The sequence below is a fragment of the Streptomyces sp. NPDC006997 genome (assembly GCF_040635175.1).
Lineage (GTDB): Bacteria > Actinomycetota > Actinomycetes > Streptomycetales > Streptomycetaceae > Streptomyces.
Genome location: NZ_JBEYHH010000023.1, coordinates 21,859 through 43,352, shown reverse-complemented (window position 1 = coordinate 43,352; position 21,494 = coordinate 21,859). Strand labels below are relative to the sequence as shown.

Genomic DNA, 21,494 nt, shown 5'->3' with positions numbered 1-21,494 from the left:
AGGGGTGCCTTTCGCCAGTCCGGTGGACGGCTTCCCACGAGCCACACGGCGAAGAACCGGGGGCCGCCGCCGTAGGCGTGGCCGAGGACCCGGCGCGCCCCGTCGACCTGGCGTTCCCCGGCCTGGCCGCGGACCGGGAGGGCGGCCTCGGCGAAGCGGACCCTGCCGGAGGCGCCGACGGGGGTGGCGGAGAGGACCCGGCCAGACATGTCGACGGGCAGGTCCCCGTCGGGGGCGGTGGTGCCGGACTCGGTGGGCTTCCAGCCCTCGCCCTCGGCGGCGAAGCCGAGGTTCTCCAGCCACGTCGGCGCGTACCAGGGGAAGGGTACGTAGATCTCGGCGGCGTCTCACGCGGTGAAGGCAGGCATCCGGCGATGCTCACCGCCGGTCCGCGCCCGCCGCAACCGTATTTCCCCACCCCTCCGACGTGGGCAGAAAGTGCGGCCCCGACCCTTGCCCGCGCCGGGGAACGGCTGGATTACTGATCCGGTGGCGCGCGACCGAATGATCGGTCGCTTCGGTCCGTGGTGTGGTCGACGAGGGCGAGGGTGGTGTGTCCATGACGGACGCGAGCGGGCTGCTGGACGCGGGAGAGCGGCTCGACGGGCCGGGGCTGCGGGCGCTGCAACTGGAGCGGCTGCGGGCCACGCTGCGGCACGCGTACACGAACGTGCCGTTCTACCGCGAGGCGTTCGACGAGGCCGGGGTCACGCCGGACGACTGCCGTTCCCTCGCCGACCTCGCCCGCTTCCCCTTCACGACCAAGGCGGACCTGCGGGAGACCTACCCGTACGGGATGTTCGCCGTGCCCCGGGAGCGGATCCGGCGCATCCACGCCTCCAGCGGGACGACCGGGCGCCCCACGGTCGTCGGGTACACCGACGGCGACCTGTCGACGTGGGCCGACGTGGTGGCGCGGTCGATCAGGGCGGCGGGCGGGCGGCCCGGGGACACCGTGCACGTGGCGTACGGCTACGGGCTGTTCACCGGCGGCCTCGGCGCGCACTACGGCGCGGAGCGGCTCGGCTGTACGGTCGTCCCGGCGTCCGGCGGGATGACGTCCCGTCAGGTGCGGCTGATCCAGGACCTGCGCCCGGACGTCATCATGGTGACGCCGTCGTACATGCTGACCCTGCTCGACGAGTTCGAACGGCAGGGCGTCGACCCGCGCGGCACCTCCCTGCGGGTGGGGATCTTCGGCGCGGAGCCGTGGACGGAGGCGATGCGGCGGGAGATCGAGGAGCGGTTCGCGATCGACGCGGTCGACATCTACGGGCTGTCGGAGGTGATGGGGCCGGGGGTCGCGCAGGAGTGCGTGGAGACCAAGGACGGCCTGCACGTCCACGAGGACCACTTCTACCCCGAGGTCGTCGACCCGGTCACGGGTGAGGTGCTGCCGGACGGGGAGCGCGGCGAACTCGTCTTCACCTCGCTCACCAAGGAGGCGATGCCCGTGGTCCGGTACCGCACCCGGGACCTGACCCGGCTGCTGCCCGGGACGGCCCGGGTGTTCCGCCGGATGGAGAAGGTCACCGGCCGCAGCGACGACCTGGTGATCGTGCGCGGGGTGAACCTGTTCCCCACCCAGGTCGAGGAGATCGTGCTGCGCACGCCGGGGGTGGCGCCGCACTTCCAGCTGCGGCTGACCCGCGAGGGCCGCCTCGACGAACTCACCGTGCGGGCGGAGGCCCGGCCCGACGCGCCGCCGGAGGCCCGGGCCGCGGCGGCGCGCGCCATCGAGACGGCCGTGAAGGACGGCATCGGCGTCTCCGTCACGGTGGAGATCGTCGAACCGGAGTCGCTGGAGCGGTCGGTGGGCAAGATCCGGCGGATCGTGGACCTGCGCCCGCGCTGACCGGACCAGCCGCGGGACCCCCCGCCGGTGCTGACCGGCTCAGCCGCGGGACCCCCCGCCGGTGCTGACCGGCTCAGCCGCGGGACCCCCCGCCGGTGCTGACCGGCTCAGCCGCGGGACCCTCGCCGGTGCTGACCGGCTCAGCCGCGCGGCCCGGACCGCAGCGAGGCGAGGACCAGCCGTCCGTACGGGGTGGTGAGGGCGGCGGCGGTGGCCGCGCAGGCGAGCCCGAGGGCGAGCAGCAGGTGCCAGGGGTCGTCGTCGCCGAGCACCTGGAGCACGGACAGGGCGGTGCCCAGCGGCAGGCCCAGCACGGTCAGCACACCGAGGGCGCCCGCGATCTGCTGGTTCTCCCGGGCCTGCACGATCCGGCTGTAGTCGGCGGCCTCCGCGAGGACGTCCGCGAACAGCTCAGGCAGCCGGTTCTGCGTCTGGAAGGCGCGTAGCAGACCGTCGGCGGGACCGTGCACGGTCTGGTGGCGCCGCCAGTAGGTGCTGCGGAACACCGCGATGTGCTGCTCCAGCGCGGCCACCCGCCGCGCCAGGCCGGTGGAGTCGACGAAGAGGGTGGACAGCCCCTCGGTGAGGGCGGCGAGGTGGTCGCGCTGCACCATGCCGAACAGCAGGGCGTCCAGGTGCACGGTGCGGGCCCGCTCCAGCGCCGCCTCGTAGAAGTCGCCCTCGCCGCGGTCCGGGCGGTGCCCCAGGAAGGCCGCGCCGTGGCGGCCGACGAGGGCGCTCCAGTCGGCGGACATCCGCACCGCCTCCTCCGCGACCCGCGCCATCCGCTCCGGCGGCGGCGGTATGTCGGCCTGTGCCGCCCGCAGGGCCAGCGCGCGCAGCCAGCGGTCCGCGGTGCCGGGCAGGTCGCCGGCGTCGCGGCGGAGGGCGGCGGTGTGGGTGGCGTCGGGCGTGAGGAACGCCACGGTGTACGGCCGGGCCAGCGCGAACGGCGTGGCCGGCGGCGCCGCGTCGGCCACCCCGGCGAACAGGGCGGCCGGGTCCAGCGCGCCGGTCAGTGGGTCGGGGAGCGCGCCGGGCCGGTGCCCGATCGCCCGCAGCGTCTCCAGCAGGTGCGGCCCCTCGACGTCGAAGTGCAGCACGCCGAGCGCCTGCCGGGGGTCCCGGGGCGTCGCCACCCGCAGCACCTCCAGGCCGACCAGGGTCAGCGGGCCCTCGGTGACGGCCAGCGTCAGGTGCCACCGGCCGCCGTACAGGACCCGCGCCACCGCGGGCGCGAAGTAGCCGCCGCGGCGTGCCGCGTCCCAGGGCAGGTCCTCGCGCCCCCACGGCAACGGCCCGCGCGCCCAGCCCGGTTCACCCGCCACCGCCAGCGGCACCACCACGGAGACCGCCTGCCGTACCCCCGCCGCGTCCTCCAGCCCGTCAGTCAACTGCCGTACCCGCCTTCCTCATTGGCTCACCACGGGCGGACAAGCCCCGCCGGTGTCAGTAGTGTGCGGGACACGTCCGCCCGGTACCGACAGCGGGACGGACCCACGTCGAAAGGCACTGGCGGACATGGCCCTGCTGTTCGTCCTGCTGTTCCTCGGCGCCGGGGGCGCCTGGCTGCTGGCGCGGCGGCGCCGTCGCGCGGCGATCGCGCCGCTCGGCCCGCGGCGGCGCGCGGAGGTGCTGGAGCGGCTGCGGGGCGCCGTGCTGCGCGACTGGGCCGCGGAGGCGGAGAAGCGCGGCCTGACCCCCGACACGCGGCGGCCCCGGCTGCTGCACACGCAGTGGGCGCCGGCCCCGCCCGAGCTGTCGGACGGCACCACCCGGGGGCTCACCGGCAGCACGGCGGACGTGGCCGGGCTGGTCGAGTCGTTCACGGCGCTGGTGCCACGGCGGCTGGTGGTGATCGGCCCCGCCGGTTCCGGCAAGTCGACGCTGCTGCTGCTGATGCTGCTGGAGCTGTGCCGGGCGCCGCATGACGAGGCGGGCCCCGGCCCCGTGCCCGTGCTGTTCACGCTGGGTTCCTACGACCCGCGCCGCGACCTGCTGGACTGGCTGGCCCAGCGGCTGGCCGCCGAGTACCCCGGCGTCGGGTCCGCGGAGGTCGCCGGGGACCTGCTGCGCGGCGGCCACGTGCTGCCCTGCCTCGACGGCCTCGACGAGATCCCGCGGCGGCGTCTGGCACGGGTGCTGACCCGGGTCCAGCGGGCGTTCTCGTCCGGGCTGCCGGTGATCCTGGCCTGCCGCACCGAGGAGTACGAGCGGGCCCTCGCCGCCGGTCCGGTGATGTACCGGGCATCGGTCACCGAGGCGCGCGAACTGGCCTTCCCGCATGTGCTGGCCTATCTGCGGGACAGCCTCGGCCGGGGTGGCCCGGCGCACGCGGACTGGGCGGACCTGCTGGGCCGGCTGGAGCACGGCTGGGGCGTGCTGGAGGACGAGGTGCGTACGGCGCGCCTGCGGGGCGAGCCCGTCACGGCGCCGAGCTGGTCGCTGCTCGGGGCGGCGTCCGGGCGGTGGGGCGACACGGCGCTGACGAAGCGCTGGGCGGCCCAGGTGGAGGCCGCGGCGGAGCCGTCCGGCCCGGCCCGGCAGGCCAGTCCCGAGCTGCTGGCCGCGCTCGGCGAGGCGCTGACCTCGCCGCTGACGGCGGCCCTCTTCACCGACCTGTACGGCCACCCCGACGCGGACGCCTCCTTCGGGCAGCTGCTGCGGTCCGACCCCGCCCAGGTCAGGGCGGCGGTCCTGGACAACGCGGTCCGGGTCCTGTTCGACCACCGGCTCACCCCGGACAGCTGGCCGGACGCCCGCCGCCACCTCGCCTTCCTCGCCCGCCACCTGGAACGCACCGACCGGACCGAACTGGCCTGGTGGGAGCTGACCGACGCGGTCCACCACGCCGTCTACGGCGTCCTCCTCGGGCTGCTCGCGGCGGTGGCCGCAGGGGTCACCACGGCCTCCGCCGTCGGCGCCCACGACGGCGTGCTGGCCGCCGTCCAGCTGGGCCTGGCGGGGCTGGCCACCGGGACGCTGGTGTCCTGGCTGGGGCCGGAGCTGGTCGGGTCCTGGCTGGACCGGGCACGGCACCGCCTGACCTCGTCGGAGGAGCCCGAGCAGGGGCGGCGGGGCGAGGCGCGCTTCGAGCGGCTGTCGACGGCGCTCGCGGTCGCCGGTCCGATGGGCGGGGTGCTCAGCGTGCTGGCCGCCCTCCAGGGCGGGCCCGCCGCCGGGCTGCTGGGCGGGCTGGTCTTCGGCCTGCTCTTCGGGGTCCCCGCCGGGATGCTCGGCGCGGGCGGGCCGGTGCGCGGACCGCGCTGGTTCCGGCGGGGCACCGGTTTCTGGCGGCGGGTGCGGGGCTCGGCCGGGACCGGCGCGGGAGCCGGGGCCGTCCTCGGCCTGCTGTTCTGGGCGGTGCTCCGGGCCGCCTCCTCCCCGGCCGCCAGCAACTGGGAGCAGCTGAACCGGGGCACCTACGTGGTGGCCTCGTCCCTCGCGTTCGCCCTGGTGTGCGCGGTGCTGGGCGCCCTGTCGGGGTTCCTGAAGTGGCTCCAGGCGCCCGCGCCCGCCGACGACTCCACGTCCCCGCACGTCCTGCTGCGCGGGGACCGCAGGCTGGTCGCCGGGTGGGCGGCGGCGATCGCCGCGCTGCTGGGCCTGGGCATGGCACGGATCATGGCGGCCGACGCGGAGGGAGCGGGCCGGGTCGTCGAGGGCGCCGCCCTCCTGGTCGTCGTGGCCCTCTGGGTGCCGCTAGCCGTGCGCACCTGGCCCCGGTACGTGGTCGCGCGCTGCTGGCTGTGGCTCCGCGGCGACCTGCCGCGCGACCTCATGGGGTTCCTGGAGCACGCCCACCAGGTGTCGGCGCTGCGGCAGACGGGCGGCGTCTACCAGTTCCGGCACAAGGACGTGCAGGACCACCTGAGCCGGACGCCCGGTCAGACGGTGCGGAGGTAGGCGGCCAGGGCGGCCGACGCCGCGTCCAGGGCGCCGAGGACGACTTCGGCGGCGTCCTGGGGCACGTCGGCGGCGTCGTGGGACGCGTCGGCGGCGTCGTGGGACGCGTCGGCGGCGTCCTCGTCCCGGGCCCCGGACGGCGGTTCCACGGCGGGCTCATCGGTGCCGGTCAGCAACCGGTGGGGCTCGCCGAGCGCGGCGCGTACGGCGTCCGTGCCGGGGTCGGTCGGCGGCGGGGGCAGCGCGGCGCGGGCGCGCAGCAGCGCCAGTCCGCCGCCGGGGAGGGTGCCCGAGCGCAGCGCGGCCTGCGCGGACCGGGCGACGCGCTCCGCCCTCGCCGTACGACGGGCGAGGTCGGCCGCCGTGTCCGCGCCGACCGGCAGGGTGACCGACCGGGAGGTCAGCCAGGCGAGCTGTTCGTCGAGTGCCGCCCGCTCGGCGTCGCTCGTGGCCAGGGCGTGCCTCGCGCGGGCCGACGCGGTCCACCGGCGCACGGCCGCCGGATCGTGGCCGCCGCCCACCAGCACGGTGTCCGACCCGGAGACCACCGCGAGGTCGGCCCGCCCCAGCACGTCGAACCAGGCGGTGCCCGGCAGCAGCCCGGAGCCCTCGGTGAGCGCCGTGGCCCCGGTCAGCACGGCGAGCGAGCCCAGCCGGTGGCCGTAGGGGCCGGGCAGCCGGACGACCGTCGGGACGGGGCCGTCCGCCGGGTCGGCCAGTCCCCGCAGCAGGGCGGCCCGGGGGTCGGCGGGGTCCGCGGCGGCGAGGACCAGCAGCGGTCGGCCCTCGGCACCGATCCGGCCGCGCAGCCTGCGGAACGTCTCACCGTCGCCCGTCGCCTCGTCGAGCAGCAGGACGTACGGCCGTACGAGCCGTGTCCGGCGCGTCCAGGGGTCGGTGCCGGGGGCGTCGGCGGTGAACGGCGCGGCGTGTCCGGCGGGCAGCCGCAGGCCCTGGCGCGGGACGGGCGCCTCGATCTCCCGGGTGGCGCCGGGCTCGCAGAGCAGGACGCCGTCCGGCCCGGCCAGCAGCGCGGCCTCCGCGACCGCGTCGGCCAGTCGCCGGTCGGCGGTCGCGGCGCGGGCGACGGCACCCGGGTGCGCGCAGGGCCGGGCGAGCCGGACCAGTGCGGCGCGGGCCCGCTGGAGCGCCGCGGCGGCGCCCCGGGCGACCTCTCCGGGAGCGGTGCCCGCCGCGCACCGCGCGTCCGCCTCCCTGATCAGGGCCGCGGTCAGCACCGCCGCGGTGACCGCCCCGTCCCCCACCCGGACGTCCATCGCCCGGGCGGCCTCGGCGACCAGGTCGACGGGCGGCTCGGAGTGCCGGAAGTGCTCGGCCACGGCACGCGCGGTCGCCACCCGCACCGGCTCACCCGCCGGGCCGTACACCGTCGTGTCCGCGCGCCAGGGCCCGAGCAGGGCGCCCATCGCCCGGCCGATCGCCGTCACCCCCGGGCTGGCGGGGCGGGCTGGCGGCGGGGCGAAGGTGCGGCGGAGGAGTCCGGCGTGCGGGCCGGCCAGGACGCGCTCGGCGATGAGCCGGGTGGGGACGCCTTCGTTCACCGTGCCGCGGTGCCCGTGGTGCAGGGCCACCAGGGCGCCGCCCTGGGTGACCACGGGACCGCCCGACGAGCCCTCGACGGTGTTCGTGCCCCCGTACCTGACCCGGCGGCCGTCGGCGGTGCGGCGGTCGTACGTGGTCCGCGCGTCGTCCAGGGCCCATCTCTGGGAGTGGTGGAAGACGTGCAGCACACCGCTGCCGAAGGCGTACTCCTCGCGGAGCAGTCGGTAGTGGTCCGCCGGCCCGTCGGCGTGGTGCGGATGCCGTGCGAGGCGGACGAGGGCGAAGTCCAGACCGTCCGGCGCCCTGGGCACGCCGGGCGCCTCGGGGTCGTCGGTGGCGGGCGGGCTGGAGGCGAGCAGTTCGACGAGCGGGACGCGGACGCCGCCCTCCGCCGGGGGCAGGCCCGTGCCGTCCCGGTGGTCGAAGACGGCGACCAGCCCGGCGACCGGCGCGGCGCCCGACGCCCCGAGGTCCAGCCGTACGGCGTGCCCGGCCGTGAGCAGCAGGGCCGGGCCGACGAGGAACCCGGTGGCCGCCGGTGTGCCGTCGCGCTCGAGTCGGGCGACACGGCGTGCGGCGGCGGCGAGGACCGCCTGGGAGTCCTGGACGGACTGCATCCCCGCGGTCGGGCGGGTGACGGCCTCGAACCCCCCGTCGGGCGCGGGTGCCGCGGACGTCACGAGGCGTGCTGACGGACCAGCCGGGCCACGTCCGAGGCGCGCACGGCGAAGTTGCGTTCTCCGGGCCAGCCCTGGAAGTGCAGGGCGAGTGCCCGCCCGGTGGCCAGGTCGACGACCGCGGACCCGGAGTTGCCCAGGAGGGTCGTCGCGTCGTGGTGGACCCATCTGCCGCGCTCGACGCCGGTCAGACAGCCGGGGGCCACCCGCTTGTGCTCGTAGACGCCGTCGAAGACGCGCTCCCGGTCCTGGGGGTCGCGTCCGTCGTAGCCGGGGTAGCCGATCACCGCGACCCACCGGCCGACGGTGAGGTCACGGTCGGCCGTCGCCAGCGGAACGGGCTTCGGCCGGGGCTCGCCGTCCTCGCCGACCGGGGCGATCCGCAGCAGGGCCACATCGCGGATGGAGCGGTCCGGTTCGATCCACACCACCTCCGTCACCTTGAAGCGGGACCGTCGCGGGCGCCGGTACTCGTGGTACCAGTCGATCTCGGCACGCACCTCGCGCTCGGAGATCGTGCGGAACCCGAAGCCGTCACGGCGCCGTTCGGCGAACTTCACGGCGACGTGCCGGTTGGTGACGACCAGCCCCTCGGCCACCAGCCAGCCGGTGCCCGCCCACGTGCGGGCGTGGTCGTACAGGTCGACCCGGCCGACGCTGGGGATGACCCGGCTCAGCGTGCCCCGCGCCGCCTGCACCCGGGCGGCGACGACCTCGCTCTCCGGGGTGCCGTCGACGGCGTCCGGGCGTCCGCCGACGGTGTTGTCCTGGACCAGGTAGACCGGGCGGCCGAACTGCTTGACGATCGCCTCCAGACCGTCGTCGTCACCCTCCCAGCCGCCCTCGTTCATGCGCTTGACGGCGTCGGCGGCCCGGTCGACGTCGAGGACGCCCTCCAGGGCTCCCACGCTCTCCAGGCCGCCCCCGGCCTCGACCGCGTCCCTGATCTCCTCGAAGCGGTCGAGGAACTCCTCCCGGACCTCGGGGTCGGCGAAGATCTGCGTGTAGTCCATGCCCAGCTCCTCGGAGAGTCGGACCCGCACGCTACCGGGAACGGGAGGACCCGTCCCGCAGTTCCCGTTTGAGGATCTTCCCGCTGGCGTTGCGCGGCAGTTCGGTGACGAACTCCACCCGTTTCGGCGCCTTGAACGGGGTCAGCCGCTCGCGGGCGTGGGCGATCAGCTCCGCCTCCGTCACCTCGCCGCGCGGGACGACGAACGCGGTCACGACCTCGATCCACTTGGGGTCGGGCAGTCCGACGACGGCGGCCTCGGCGACGGCCTCGTGGGTGTAGAGGGCGTCCTCGACCTGGCGGGAGGCGACCAGCACGCCGCCGGAGTTGATGACGTCCTTCACCCGGTCGACGACGGTGAGGTAGCCGTCGGCGTCGCGGACGGCGAGGTCGCCGGAGTGGAACCAGCCGTCCCGGAACGCCTCGGCGGTCTCCTCGGGCTTGTCCCAGTAGCCCTCGCACAACTGCGGGGAACGGTAGACGACTTCGCCGGGGGTGCCGTCGGGGACGTCCTCGCCCTTGTCGTCCACCACCCGCGCGTCGACGAAGAGGACGGGCCGCCCGCAGGAGTCCATGCGGCCCTCGTGCTCGTCGGGGCCGAGGACCGTGGCCAGCGGGCCGATCTCGCTCTGCCCGAAGCAGTTGTAGAAGGCGAGCCGCGGCAGTCGGGCCCGCAGCCGCTCCAGGACCGGCACCGGCATGATCGACGCGCCGTAGTACGCCTTGCGCAGGCCGGTCAGGTCCCGGGTGGTGAGGTCCGGGCGGTTGGCCAGGCCGATCCAGACCGTCGGCGGGGCGAAGAAGCTGTCCGCGCGGCCCTGTTCGACCAGGTCGAAGAGCCGGTCTCCGTCCGGGGCGTCGAGGATGACGTTGGTGGCGCCGATCGCCAGGTACGGCAGCAGGAACACGTGCATCTGGGCGGAGTGGTACAGCGGCAGCGCGTGCACCGGGCGGTCGCCCGCGCTGAGGTCGAGGGCGGTGATCGCGCTCAGGTACTCGTGCACCAGCGCGCGGTGCGTCATCATCGCCCCCTTCGGGAGGGCCGTCGTACCGGAGGTGTAGAGCAGTTGGACCAGGTCCTCGGTGCGCGGTTCGGGACCGTCGTACGGCGGTGACTGCGGGAGCCGGGCCAGGAGCGAGTCGTCGGTGTCCCGCAGGGGCAGCGCCCGTGCGCCGTCCGGGAGCCGTCCGGCCAGGTCCGGGTCGGTGAGGACGAGCGCGCTGCCCGACTGGCCGACGAGGTAGGCGAGGTCGTCGCCGGTGAGGTTCTGGTTGACGGGGACGTGTACCAGTCCCGCGCGGGCGCACGCCAGGAAGGCGATCAGGTAGGCGTCGGAGTTGTGGCCGTAGGCGGCGACGCGGTCGCCGGGGGTGAGGTCCTCGGCCAGCAGCAGGGCCGCCGCGCGGGAGACCGCCTCGTCGAGTTCCTGGTAGGTCCAGACGCGGTCGCGGTACTCCACCGCGACGCGTGCCGGGGTGCGGCGGGCGCTGCGCCGCAGCACCCCGTCGACCGTGCTGCCGTGTCGGGGCGTCATGGGAGATGATCCTCGGTTCGCGGGCCGGGCAGGTCAATACCGGCGCGCCACGTGGCGGCGCTGGCGGACCGCGGTCGGCTGACCGTGCGGGACCTCCAGGGGCAGCAGTTCGCCAACCGGGTGCCCGCGGGCGACCTGGCCGCGGCGGACGTGGCGCGGGCCTGTGCCGCGCTGCCCGGCGGGACGGCGACGGGCAGTGACGGCACGGTCGTTGACGTGTCGGCGGCCTGTCCGGTCCTCGCCGACTGGGACCGGACCATGGACACGGACAGCCGGGGCGCGCTGCTGTTCGACCGGTTCTGGCGGAAGCTGACGGCGTCGGTGCCGGGCAGCCTGCTGTGGAAGGTGCCGTTCTCGGCGGCCGACCCGGTGGGCACCCCGAACACGGTGGACACGTCGGTCGCCGGGTTCGGCACGGCGCTCGCGGACGCGGTGGCCGAGCTGCGGGCGGCGGGCATCGCGCTGGACTCCCGGCTCGGGGAGCACCAGTTCGTGGTGCGCGGCGGCGAGCGCCTCCCGGTGCCCGGCGGCACCGAGTCGCTGGGCGTGTGGAACAAGGTGGAGCCGGTGTGGGACCCGGCGCACGGCGGCTACGCCGAGGTGACGACCGGGTCGAGCTACCTCCAGGCCGTCGGCTGGAAGGGCGGCGGCTGCCCGGTCGTGGCCCGCACCCTGCTGACGTACGCGCAGTCCTCCGACCCGGGCTCGCCCCACTACCGGGACCAGACACGGCTGTTCTCCACGGAGCGGTGGGTGGCCTCCCGGTTCTGCGAGAAGGACATCATGGCGTCGCCCGCGCTGGAGGTGGTCCGGGTACGCGAGCGCTAGGCGGGACGGTCACGGGGGGGGGCGGGCGCGGCCCTCCCCGTGCGGGTCCCGCGGCCGCCTCTTGTACAGCGTGCCGTTGGGGTCGCGGGGCACCTCGGCGACGAAGCGACGCCGGGGCGGCGCACGGGCCGTGGACGAGCTGGTGAGCCGAGGGCGTGGGCGAGCAGCCGGATCGGGTCGTCGAAGGCGACGTCGAGCTGGGAGCGGGCGGCCTGTTCCCGCCAGCCGGTGACGCGCCCGCCGGACGCCTCGCCCTCGGCGAGTTCGGGGACGCCGGGCTTGGCGAGGGTGTCGGCCACGAGCCGCCGGTGCTCGGCGGGGATCACCGCCTCCACGTCGGCCTCGGTGCCGCCCTTCACCTTCTTCGCGGGCATGACGACGTCGAGAGCGTGCTGATGAGCCGTCAGATTACGGTCGCGGTCGCCCGGTTGACACGGTCCACGGGCTGACACGAAAGTTTCACCGCGCAAGGTGATCCCGGAAAGATACTTTCAGGCGCAGCGGGAGGACGACGTTCGATGACCGACACCAGACACGGCCTGACCCGACGGCAGCTGGGCCGGGGCACGCTGGCCCTGGGCGGGGCCTTCGCCCTGGCCCCGCTCCCCGCGGGACCGGCGTCCGCCTCCTCCGGCGGCGGCACCCTGCGCCCCGGCAGCCCGGAGCGGGCGGGGCTCCTCCCCGCCCACCTGCGTCAGCTCGTCACGGACGCCGAGTCGTTCCTCGGCCCCTCCCCCGTCCACCCGTGGTACGCGGGCGCCGTGCTGCTCGCCGGGCGCGGCTCCACCGTCGCCCTGCACCAGCCGATCGGGACGGCGGTGCGCTACGCGGCGTACGACGAGGAGACCGACACCGGCGTGGAGTTCCCCGCCGCCGAGCGGATCCCGATGGCGAAGGACACCGTCTTCGACCTGGCGTCGGTCTCCAAGCTGTTCACCTCGATCCTCGCCGTGCAGCAGATCGAGCGGGGCGCGCTGGAGCTGGAGGGCGCGGTCGGCTCGTACCTGCCGGAGTTCGCGGCGGCGGGCAAGCAGGACATCACCGTCCGCCAGCTGCTGACGCACACCTCGGGGCTGCGCGCCTGGCTCCCGCTGTACACCGCGCCGACGTACGAGGAGAAGCTGGCCCGCGTCTGGAACGAGGCGCCGCTGAACCCGCCCGGCACCCGCTACCGCTACTCCGACCTGAACCTGATCACGCTCCAGCTGGTCCTGGAGCGGATCACCGGCCGCCCGCTGGACGCCCTGCTGCGGGACGAGGTCACCGGCCCGCTGGGGATGCGCCGCACCCGCTACAACCCGCCCGCCGCCTGGAAGCCGAAGACCGCCGCGACCGAGGACGCCCGGCAGCCCTGGTCCGGCCTCGACCGCGGTCTGGTGTGGGGCGAGGTGCACGACGAGAACGCCTTCAGCCTGGGCGGCGTCGCGGGTCACGCCGGGGTGTTCTCCACCGCCTGGGACCTGGCCGTGCTCGGGCGGACCCTGCTCAACGGCGGCGCGTACGGTACGGCGCGCGTCCTGCGGGAGGAGTCGGTGGAGCTGATGTTCACCGACTTCAACACCGACTTCCCGGGCGACGAGCACGGCCTCGGCTTCGAGCTGTACCAGCACTGGTACATGGGCGCGATGGCCACCCCGCGCACCGCCGGGCACACCGGGTTCACGGGCACCTCCATCGTCCTCGACCCGAGCACCGACTCCTTCCTCGTCGTGCTCGGCAACTCGGTGCACCCGGTGCGGACCTGGCGGTCGGGTTCGGCGCCCCGGGTGGCCGCCGCCAACCACCTGGCGCGGGCCGTGCCGGTGCGTCCGGCGTACGGCCGTACCGCCTGGTTCTCCGGCATGGCGAGCGGCGCCACCGCGACGCTCACGCTCCCCGCGCTCGACACCTCCGCCGGGGGCGCCCGGCTGCGCTGCGCGCTGTGGTGGGACACCGAGCCCGGCGCCGACCCGCTGACGCTGGAGGCGTCCGCCGACGACGGGGACACCTGGCTGCCGGTCCCGTTCACGGCGGCGGGCGAGGAGCACCCCTCGGGGTCGGTGACCGGCTGGTCGGGGCGGGTCTGGCACCGGCTCACCGCCGACCTGCCCGCCGCCCGCGCGCTCACCCTGCGCTGGCGGTACACCACCGACCGGCTGTACGTCGGCCGGGGCGCCTACGTCGACGGGCTGCGGGTGGGGACGGACGACACCGTCCTCTTCGACGAGGCGCGCCCCCGGGACGCGGCCCGGCTGGCGGCGGTGGGCTGGACGCCGTCCGGCAACTGACGTCGCGTCACCCGGGGACGTCCAGGCGCTGGGTGCCGACGACCGACAGCAGCCGCAGCGCCTCCTCGGCGGGAGTGCCGGGGACGGCGGTGTAGATCACCACGCGCTGGTCGCGGTCGGCGAGGTCCAGGACGTCGCAGTTGACGGTGACCGGGCCGACCAGCGGGTGCCGGAAGGTCTTGCGGAGGGTGGAGGTGGCCACCACGTCGTGGGCGGCCCACAGCGCGGCGAACTCGGCGCTGCCCGCGAGGAGTTCGTCGACCAGTCCGGTCACCTCGGGGTCGCCGGGGTAGCGGGCGGCGGCGGCGCGCAGGTCCAGCGCCGCCGACCGCGCGAACTCCGCCGTGTCGGACACCCCGTACAGCGGCTGCCCGTGCGCGTCGCGCGGGCTGAGGAAGACGCGCCGGACCAGGTTGCGGTCGCGGCGGGGCAGCGCGGAGAAGTCCTCCATCAGGGCGGCGGCCAGGTCGTTCCAGGCGAGCACCTCGTGGGTCGCGGAGAGGACGATCGCCGCGGCCCCCGGCAGCCGGTGCAGCAGGTCGACGATGCTCTGCCGCACCTCGCGGGACGGACCGGGCGGCGGTCCGGGCGGGGCCCCGGCGAGATGGTGCAGGTGGTCGCGTTCGGCGTCGGTCAGGCGCAGCGCCCGGGTCAGGCCCGAGAGCACCTCACGGGACGGGCGGGGGGCGCGGGCCTGTTCGAGGCGGGTGTAGTACTCGGGGGAGATGAACGCCAGCTGCGCCACCTCCTCCCGGCGCAGGCCGGGGGTGCGGCGCCGCCGCCCCGCGGGCAGGCCCACGTCGGCCGGGGTGAGGCGCTCACGGCGGCTGCGCAGGAAGTCGGCCAGTTCTCGTCGGTCCACGCCCCCAGTGTGCGCGCCCGTCGGGCGGCCCAGCCAGGTACCGGCGGTGCCTGGCTGCGGACGGGGGCGGGGCGCAGGCTCGACGGCATGACCGACACCACGGACACCACATCCCCATCCACCCGTTCGGACACCGGGAGCGGCGCAGGGCTGCTCGCCGGGAAGGTCGCCTTCGTCACCGGCGCGGGGCGCGGCATCGGCGCCGCCGCGGCCCGGCTGTTCGCCCGGGAGGGCGCCCGGGTACTGCTCGCGGCGCGCACGGAGGCGCAGCTCAAGGCGGTCACCGAGGAGATCCGCGCGGCGGGCGGCACCGCCGACCACACCGTGTGCGACCTCGCCGACGCGGCGAGCGTCCGCGCGGCCGTGGAGCGGGCCGTCGAGGTGTACGGCCGTCTCGACGTCGCCTTCAACAACGGCGCGACGGGCCAGGAGCCCGGCCCGCTGGACGGGATGCCCGACGCCGAGTTCGACGAGGTGTACGCCGTCAACCTGCGCGGCCCCTGGCTGGCCATGAAGGCCGAGGTCGACGCGATCCGCCGGACCTCGGGACGCGGGGCGATCGTCAACACCTCCAGCGTCGGCAGTCTGCGGGCCAACCCGGTGCTGCCCGCGTACGGCGCGGCGAAGCGGGGCGTCAACAGCCTCACCGCCTCGGCCGCCGCGTCCTACGGTCCGGAGGGCATCCGGGTCAACGCGATCGCGCCCGGCGCCACGCTGACCGAGATGATGTACGAGTGGGACCAGCGCACCCCGGGCGTCATCGACCAGTTCTCCGCGCTGGCCCCGCTGCGCCGCCCGGCCCGGCCCGAGGAGGTCGCCGAGGCCGCCGCCTGGCTGCTGAGCGACCGGGCCTCCTTCGTCACCGGCGCCGTACTGGCGGTCGACGGCGGTATGACCGCGTGAGACACGGGCGCGGGCCGGGCCGCCCGAGGTGGTCCGGCCCGTTCCGCATCCCGGGTTCACTCGCTGAAGACGGCCTTCTGCACCTCGTTGGGCCCGTCGAAGCTGTTCCGCCTCAGGTGGTCGAGTTCGCTGACCACCTTGTCGTCGGCGTGGTTGCGGCGGGCGCAGTCGACGAGCGCCTTCTTGTCCGCCGGGTACTCCATGCCGCTGAGCGCCTTCTGGAGATCGATGGGGCTGAGGTCGGCCATGGGAACCTCCCGTGGGGAGCCACGGTCACGGCACACTGTGACCGCTTTGTACGGATTTCCGGGCCTTGTCCCGGTACCCAGCAGGCTCGTCACCATGCCGGGCGGCGGTCAGCGCCCGCCGTCCTCCAGCACCGCCATCGCCGCGTTGTGCCCGGGCACCCCGCTCACCCCGCCGCCGCGCACCGCGCCCGCCCCGCACAGCAGGACGCCGGGGTGCCGGGTCTCCACCCCCCAGCGCCCGGTGCCCTCCTGGGCGTACGGCCAGCTCAGCTCGCGGTGGAAGATGTTGCCGCCGGGCAGCCCCAGGTCGCGCTCCAGGTCCACCGGCGTCTTCGCCTCGATGCAGGGCCTGCCCTCGGCGTCGGTCGCCAGGCAGTCGGCGAGCGGTGTGGTGAGGTGCGCGTCGAGCTGGGCCAGGGTGCGCGCCAGCAGCTCGTCGCGGACGGAGTCGTGGCGGTCGGCGAAGAGCCGGGCGGGGGTGTGCAGCCCGAACAGGGTGAGCGTGTGGTAGCCGCGCTCGGCCAGCCCTGGGCCGAGGATCGAGGGGTCGGTGAGCGAGTGGCAGTAGATCTCCGAGGGCGGCGCGGCGGGCAGCCCGCCGGCCTCGGCCTCGGCGTGCGCGGCGGCGAGCTGCTCGTACCCCTCGGCGATGTGGAAGGTGCCCGCGAACGCCTCCCGCGGGTCGACGGAGCGGTCCCGCAGCCTCGGCAGCCGCTTGAGCAGCATGTTCACCTTCAGCTGCGCCCCCTCGGCGGGCTCGGGCGGGGTGTCGCCGGTGAGCGCGGCCAGCTCCCGGGGCGAGGCGCCGACCAGGACGTGCCGGGCGGTGGCCACGCCCTCCCCGTCCGCGGTGCGGTAGGTGACCTCGGCGGTGCGCCCGCCGCTGTCGATCCGGACCGCCTCGTGCCCGGTGGCGAGCACGGCGCCCGCCGCCCGCGCGGCGTCCGCGAGCGCGCCGGTGAGGGCGCCCATGCCGCCGACGGGGACGTCCCAGGCTCCGGTGCCGCCGCCGATCACGTGGTAGAGGAAGCAGCGGTTCTGCCTCAGGGACGGGTCGTGCGCGTCGGCGAAGGTGCCGATGAGCGCGTCCGTGAGGACCACGCCCCGCACCACGTCGTCGGCGAAGCGCTCCTCGATCGCGACGCCGACGGGCTCCTCGAACAGCGTCCGCCAGGCCTCCTCGTCGTCGACGCGGCGGCGCAGCTCGTCCCGGGTGGGCAGCGGCTCGGTGAGGGTCGGGAAGACCCGCTCGGCGACCCGCCCCGTCATGCCGTACAGCCGCTGCCAGGCGGTGTACTCGCGGTCCGAGCCGGTCAGCCGTTCGAACGCCTCCCGGGTGCGCGCCTCACCCCCGCCGACGAGCAGTCCGGTGGCCCGCCCGGCGCGCTCGACGGGGGTGTACGAGGAGATCGCGCGGGTGCGCAGGGTGAAGCGCAGCCCGAGATCCCGGACGATCTTCCGCGGCAACAGGCTGACCAGGTAGGAGTAGCGCGACAGCCGGGCGTCGACCCCCGCGAAGGGGCGGCTGGAGACGGCGGCGCCGCCGGTGTGGCCGAGCCGCTCCAGGAGCAGCACCGACCGTCCGGCGCGGGCCAGGTAGGCGGCGGCGACCAGACCGTTGTGGCCGCCGCCGACGATGACGGCGTCGTAGGCGCCGGAGGGCTGGGGTGCGGTCATGGTCCTTGGTAGCACGGGATGATCCACACCGGCCAGACGACGGCCGCGCCCCGCTCGCCTCAGTGGCCGCCCGCCGCCTGCCGCTGCCGCAGCACCGCCACCCTGCGGTACACCTCCCCCGCCTCCGCGCCCCGGCCGAGCTGCTCCAGGCAGTGCGCCTCGTCGTTGCGGCTGGCGAGGGTGTCGGGATGGTCGGCGCCGAGGACGCGTTCGCGGGCGGCGGCCACGGTGCGGTACTCGGCGAGCGCGTCGGGCCAGCGGCCGAGCCAGCCGAGCGCGACGGCGACCTCCCGACGGCTGACCAGCGTGTCGGGGTGGTCGGCGCCGAGCACCCGCTCCCGGATCGCGCACAGGTCGCGGGACTCGGCGAGGGCCTCCTCCCAGCGGCCGAGCCGACCGAGGTTGACGCCGAGTCCGTGCCGGGCGCGCAGGGTCTCCGGGTGGGTGGCGCCGTCCGCCCGGGAACGGTCGCCGACCAGGTCCCGGTACACCCGCAGCGCCTCCGCGCCCCGGCCGAGCCGGCCCAGGCAGATGCCGGTCTCGTGGCGGGCGGCGAAGGTGTCGGGGTGGTCGGGGCCGAGGACGCGGGCGCGGCCGTCGGCGACCTCCTGGTAGCAGCGCAGGGCCTCCGCCCAGCGGCCCAGCTGGCCGAGCGCGTAGGCGACCTCGTAGCGGGTGACGAGGGTGTCGGGGTGGTCCGGGCCGAGCACCCGGGCGCGGGCGGCGGCCACCTCCGCGGCCGTCCGGTACGAGTCCTCCGGGCGGCCCAGCCTGCCGAGGTTGAAGGCGAGGTTGTGGCGGCAGCGCAGGGTGTCGGGGTGGTCGGCGCCCATGGTGCGCTCCCGGGCGGCGAGCACGTCCGTGTACTCCTGGTGCGCCTCACGGGACCGGCCCAGCTGGCCGAGCGCGTACGCCGTCTCCTGGCGGGCGGCGAGGGTGTCCGGGTGGTCGGCGCCGAGGACGCGCTCACGGACCCGGGCGACGTGGGTGTACTCGCGCAGGGCGTCGTCGGGGTGGCCGGTGTGGCTGAGGGTGAAGGCGATCTCGTAGCGGCTGGCGAGCGTGTCGGGGTGGTCGGCGCCGAGCAGCCGCTCCCGCTCGGCGGCCACCGCGCGGTGCACCTCCCCCGCCTCCGTCCACCGGCCGAGGCGGCCCAGGCTCAGCCCCGCGTCGTGCCGCCCGGCCAGCGCGTCGAGCGTCGCCCGCGGCGGGGCGGGCGACGGCTCTTCGGGGCTGGGGGCGGGGTCGGGGCCGGGGGGCGGTACGACGGTCCACGCGGCGGAGAGCCCGTGGGCGCCGTACGGCGGGGTCGCGGGCGGACCGGTCCCCGCGGCCTTGTGCCCGGTGGTCATCCCACGCGTCCAGGACGGCAGCCGGGGCTCGCGGGACACCGCGGGCGGCTGGGGGGACACCTCGGGCTCACCGGGCGCCGGGGCCCGCGGCGTGCCGGACGCCGCCGCGCGCGCGGCGCGGGCCGTGCTGATGCGGGCGAGCAGCTCACGGGCGTCGCGCGGGCGCTCCTCGGGTGCCTTGGCGAGCAGGTCGAGGATGAGCTGCTCCAGGTAGGCGGGGAGTTCCGGACGGTGCTCGCGCGGCGGCCGGGGCGGGGTGTCGCGGTGGCCGATCAGGATGCCCCAGGCGTCGTCGAGGTCGAACGGCGGCACCCCGGTGGCGAGTTCGTACAGCACGCACCCCAGGGAGTACAGGTCGCTGCGCTGGTCGACCTCGTCCCCGCCGATCTGCTCCGGGGACATGTAGTGCGGGGTGCCCATGGCGACGCCGGTGCCGGTGAGCCGGGAGGTGAAGCCGATGTCGGCGCCGAGCCGGGCGATGCCGAAGTCGCAGATCTTCGCGGTGCCGTCGGTGAGCCGGACGATGTTCGCCGGTTTCAGGTCGCGGTGCACGATGCCCTGCTGGTGGGTGTAGGCGAGGGCGTCGGCCACCTGTTCGGCGATGGCGACGACGTCGGCCACGGGCAGCGGACGCTGCTCGTTGTCCTCCAGGACCTGGCTGAGGTTACGGCCCTGGAGGAGCTCCATGACGAGGAACAGCACGCCCTCGGACTCCCCGAAGTCGTGCACCACGGTCACGCCGCGGTGCTGGAGCGCGGCGGCCACCCGCGCCTCCCGGCGGAACCGCTCGCGCAGCACCCGGGTGAACGACTGGTCGTGGTGCGGGCCCCGGGGTTTGAGGCACTTCACGGCGACCTGCCGCCCGAGCGACTCGTCCCGCGCCCGCCACACCTCCCCCATCCCCCCGCGTCCGATCACCTCGAGCAGCTGGTACCTGCCCTGGATCAGCCTGGACTCCGCCATCTCCCGCCGTCGCCCCCGTTGTCGATGTGCTCACTGCCCTCCCCTGGCCCGTCCAGTATGGCGACACGTGGTCCGACTTTGTACGCCGCGGGGCGGGCGCCGGGTCCGAGCCGCGCCATCGCGCGCAGGATGTGCTTCGGCGGGAGCTGCCAGCGCAGCCGGTCGGGCACCGCGCGCAGCAGGGCTCCGGTGCGGCGGAGCCGTCGGGTGACGGCGTCCGGGTCGGGCGCGGGACGTCCGTACAGCTCGTGGGCGTACGGCGGGAGGGAGTCGTACGCGAGACGGGCCACCCGGCGCCACAGCAGCTCCCGGGCGGGGACGAGCAGCGGGTGGGTGGGCGGGCGCCGCAGGAAGGCGTCGACCTCGCGGGCCTCGCTCCCGGCGGCGAGTTCGGGCAGGACGCCCTCGAAGTAGGCGGCCATGGCGGCGCGGTCCCCGGGCACGGTCCCGGGGTCGAGGCCGACCAGCCGGGCGCTGACGCGGTGCTCGGCGAGGTAGCGGTCGGCGGCGTCGTCCCGGAGCGGGTAGCCGGAGCGGCGCAGGACGTGCAGGTAGGAGTCGACCTCGGCGCAGTGCACCCAGAGCAGCAGCGCGGGTTCGTCGATGCCGTACCGCTCGCCGGTCTCCGGGTCGGTGGCACCGAGCAAGCGGTGGATCTTGCGGACCCGGGCCCCGGCCCGCTCGGCGGCGTCGCTGGTGCCGTAGGTGGTGGTGCCGACGAAGTGGGCGGTCCGCATCAGCCTGCCCCAGGCGTCCCGCCGGAAGTCGGAGTTCTGCATCACCCCGCGCACCGCACGCGGGTGCAGGGCCTGGAGGTAGAGGGCACGGACCCCGGCGACCCACATCATCGGGTCGCCGTGGACCTGCCAGGTGACGGAGCGGGGCCCGAACAGTCCGGGGTCGGCTCCGAGATCGTGGGCCTTCATGCCGGCAGTGTGACCAGGATCGGCGGGGGGCACCAGGGGCCGACCGTGACGCGGCCGCTCCGCTCGGGCGGGAGCCGGGGTCACGCGCGCTGGGCGGTGCCGAGGATGTGGGTGGCGGCGGGCGAGGGAAGGCGGGTGTCAGGGAAGGAGAACTGCTCCACGTCGGTGAGGCGGAACCCGGCCGCGGTGATCGCGCTCCGGGTGTCGCGGCCGACGTGGCAGCCGCCCAGGAGCGGGGGCCAGACGGTCGCGTCCAGCACTCGCTGTACGCGCCGCATGGCGGGCGAGTCAGCGCGTACGTGCTCGAGGAAGCGGAGTCGCCCGCCCGGCCGCAGCACGCGGTGGAGTTCGGCGAGAGCGGCGTGCGGGTCGGCGACCGAGCACAGGGTCAGGCAGACGACTGCCGCGTCGAACGAGGCGTCCCCGGCGGGCAGCCGCTCGGCCCGGCCGTCCACCACCTCCACGGGAACGGCGGTGTCGCGGGCGCGTCGCACGGCCCCTGCCCGCAGGTGGGGCTCGGGTTCCACGGCGAGGAGCCGGGTCACGGTGCCCGGATAGTGGGGGAAGTTCAGCCCGTTGCCCGCGCCGATCTCGATGACCTCGCCGGAGAGGCCCGCCAGCAGACGCTTGCGGTGTTCGGTGACGCCCGCCCTCTCCAGGGCGGGGCCCGCGACTCCGCCGTAGAAGCGCGCGAAGACCGGGCGCGACCGGGGAGAGGATCTCGTCTGCCGGGGCATGGTCTGCCTTCTCTCCACGAATGGCTGCCGGACGCGGTGGGCGCCGGGCGACGGCCGCCGGGCGACGGCCGCGGGGTGACAGCCGCCGGGTGACAGCCGCCGGGTGACAGCCGCCGGGTGACAGCCGCCGGGTGACAGCCGCCGGGTGACAGCCGCCGGGTGACAGCCGCCGGGTGACAGCCG

General features: G+C 75.8%; 14 protein-coding genes and 3 pseudogenes. 5 read left to right on the top strand and 12 right to left on the bottom strand.

All coding sequences use genetic code 11. From position 1 onward, the window contains the following. Window positions 1-20 precede the first annotated feature (20 nt). Window positions 21-347 (bottom strand): annotated as a pseudogene (locus ABZ659_RS23025) (thiolase domain-containing protein); the annotation flags it as partial. A gap of 212 nt (window positions 348-559) precedes the next feature. Here ABZ659_RS23025 and paaK point away from each other — a divergent pair. Then, the gene (paaK, locus tag ABZ659_RS23020) at window positions 560-1,855 is read left to right on the top strand and encodes a phenylacetate--CoA ligase PaaK (RefSeq protein ID WP_360223176.1); all 1,296 of its coding nucleotides are present in this window, start codon (window positions 560-562) and stop codon (window positions 1,853-1,855) included. A 140-nt stretch (window positions 1,856-1,995) separates the two neighbouring features. Here the strand turns inward: paaK and ABZ659_RS23015 are convergent, their stop codons facing one another. Beyond that, complete coding sequence (locus ABZ659_RS23015; RefSeq protein ID WP_360223173.1) at window positions 1,996-3,249, bottom strand: hypothetical protein; 1,254 nt, start codon at window positions 3,247-3,249, stop codon at window positions 1,996-1,998. Window positions 3,250-3,376: 127 nt separating this feature from the next. Here ABZ659_RS23015 and ABZ659_RS23010 point away from each other — a divergent pair, with 127 nt between their 5' ends. Beyond that, window positions 3,377-5,761 (top strand): hypothetical protein, encoded by a 2,385-nt coding sequence (locus tag ABZ659_RS23010; RefSeq protein WP_360223170.1) that lies wholly within the window; start codon window positions 3,377-3,379, stop codon window positions 5,759-5,761. Here the strand turns inward: ABZ659_RS23010 and ABZ659_RS23005 are convergent. Genes ABZ659_RS23005 through ABZ659_RS22995 form a run of 3 tightly spaced genes read right to left on the bottom strand, consistent with a single transcriptional unit; the run spans window position 5,743 to window position 10,548 of the window. Next, window positions 5,743-8,004 (bottom strand): TCP-1/cpn60 chaperonin family protein, encoded by a 2,262-nt coding sequence (locus ABZ659_RS23005; protein WP_360223167.1) that lies wholly within the window; start codon window positions 8,002-8,004, stop codon window positions 5,743-5,745. The two genes, ABZ659_RS23010 and ABZ659_RS23005, sit on opposite strands and share 19 nt — an antisense overlap. After that, on the bottom strand, window positions 8,001-9,014 hold the full coding sequence (locus tag ABZ659_RS23000; RefSeq protein WP_360223164.1) for a serine protease: 1,014 nt from the start codon (window positions 9,012-9,014) through the stop codon (window positions 8,001-8,003). Before ABZ659_RS23000 ends, ABZ659_RS23005 begins: the two co-directional genes overlap by 4 nt. Before the next feature lie 31 nt (window positions 9,015-9,045). Further along, window positions 9,046-10,548, bottom strand: a complete 1,503-nt coding sequence (locus tag ABZ659_RS22995; protein ID WP_360223161.1) for an acyl-CoA synthetase — start codon at window positions 10,546-10,548, stop codon at window positions 9,046-9,048. Window positions 10,549-10,599: 51 nt separating this feature from the next. Between ABZ659_RS22995 and ABZ659_RS22990 the strand changes: the two are divergent. Further along, window positions 10,600-11,376 (top strand): annotated as a pseudogene (locus ABZ659_RS22990) (penicillin acylase family protein); the annotation flags it as partial. A 140-nt stretch (window positions 11,377-11,516) separates the two neighbouring features. On the opposite strand, the pseudogene ABZ659_RS22985 reads toward ABZ659_RS22990, so the two are convergent. Beyond that, window positions 11,517-11,768 (bottom strand): annotated as a pseudogene (locus ABZ659_RS22985) (nitronate monooxygenase); the annotation flags it as partial. Window positions 11,769-11,894: 126 nt separating this feature from the next. Here ABZ659_RS22985 and ABZ659_RS22980 point away from each other — a divergent pair. Then, window positions 11,895-13,643: a serine hydrolase gene (locus ABZ659_RS22980; protein WP_360223158.1), complete on the top strand. Its 1,749-nt coding sequence runs from the start codon at window positions 11,895-11,897 to the stop codon at window positions 13,641-13,643. A 7-nt stretch (window positions 13,644-13,650) separates the two neighbouring features. Here the strand turns inward: ABZ659_RS22980 and ABZ659_RS22975 are convergent, their stop codons facing one another. Beyond that, complete coding sequence (locus ABZ659_RS22975) at window positions 13,651-14,505, bottom strand: helix-turn-helix transcriptional regulator (RefSeq protein WP_360223155.1); 855 nt, start codon at window positions 14,503-14,505, stop codon at window positions 13,651-13,653. 87 nt (window positions 14,506-14,592) lie between these two features. Between ABZ659_RS22975 and ABZ659_RS22970 the strand changes: the two genes are divergently transcribed. After that, entirely contained in the window at window positions 14,593-15,408 is an 816-nt protein-coding gene (locus ABZ659_RS22970) for an SDR family oxidoreductase (protein WP_360223152.1), read from the top strand. A gap of 56 nt (window positions 15,409-15,464) precedes the next feature. Here the strand turns inward: ABZ659_RS22970 and ABZ659_RS22965 are convergent, their stop codons facing one another. From ABZ659_RS22965 to ABZ659_RS22945, 5 genes are all read right to left on the bottom strand, one after another. Next, window positions 15,465-15,656 (bottom strand): DUF2795 domain-containing protein, encoded by a 192-nt coding sequence (locus ABZ659_RS22965; RefSeq protein ID WP_360223149.1) that lies wholly within the window; start codon window positions 15,654-15,656, stop codon window positions 15,465-15,467. Window positions 15,657-15,764: 108 nt separating this feature from the next. Beyond that, a complete protein-coding gene (locus tag ABZ659_RS22960; protein ID WP_360223146.1) occupies window positions 15,765-17,333 on the bottom strand; it encodes an NAD(P)/FAD-dependent oxidoreductase in 1,569 nt (522 codons plus the stop codon). 59 nt (window positions 17,334-17,392) lie between these two features. Then, window positions 17,393-19,648, bottom strand: a complete 2,256-nt coding sequence (locus ABZ659_RS22955) for a serine/threonine-protein kinase (RefSeq protein WP_360223143.1) — start codon at window positions 19,646-19,648, stop codon at window positions 17,393-17,395. Continuing rightward, complete coding sequence (locus ABZ659_RS22950; protein WP_360223140.1) at window positions 19,630-20,574, bottom strand: oxygenase MpaB family protein; 945 nt, start codon at window positions 20,572-20,574, stop codon at window positions 19,630-19,632. The genes ABZ659_RS22955 and ABZ659_RS22950 overlap by 19 nt, the downstream gene beginning before the upstream one ends. Before the next feature lie 80 nt (window positions 20,575-20,654). Continuing rightward, complete coding sequence (locus ABZ659_RS22945; RefSeq protein WP_360223137.1) at window positions 20,655-21,311, bottom strand: class I SAM-dependent methyltransferase; 657 nt, start codon at window positions 21,309-21,311, stop codon at window positions 20,655-20,657. Window positions 21,312-21,494 lie beyond the last annotated feature (183 nt).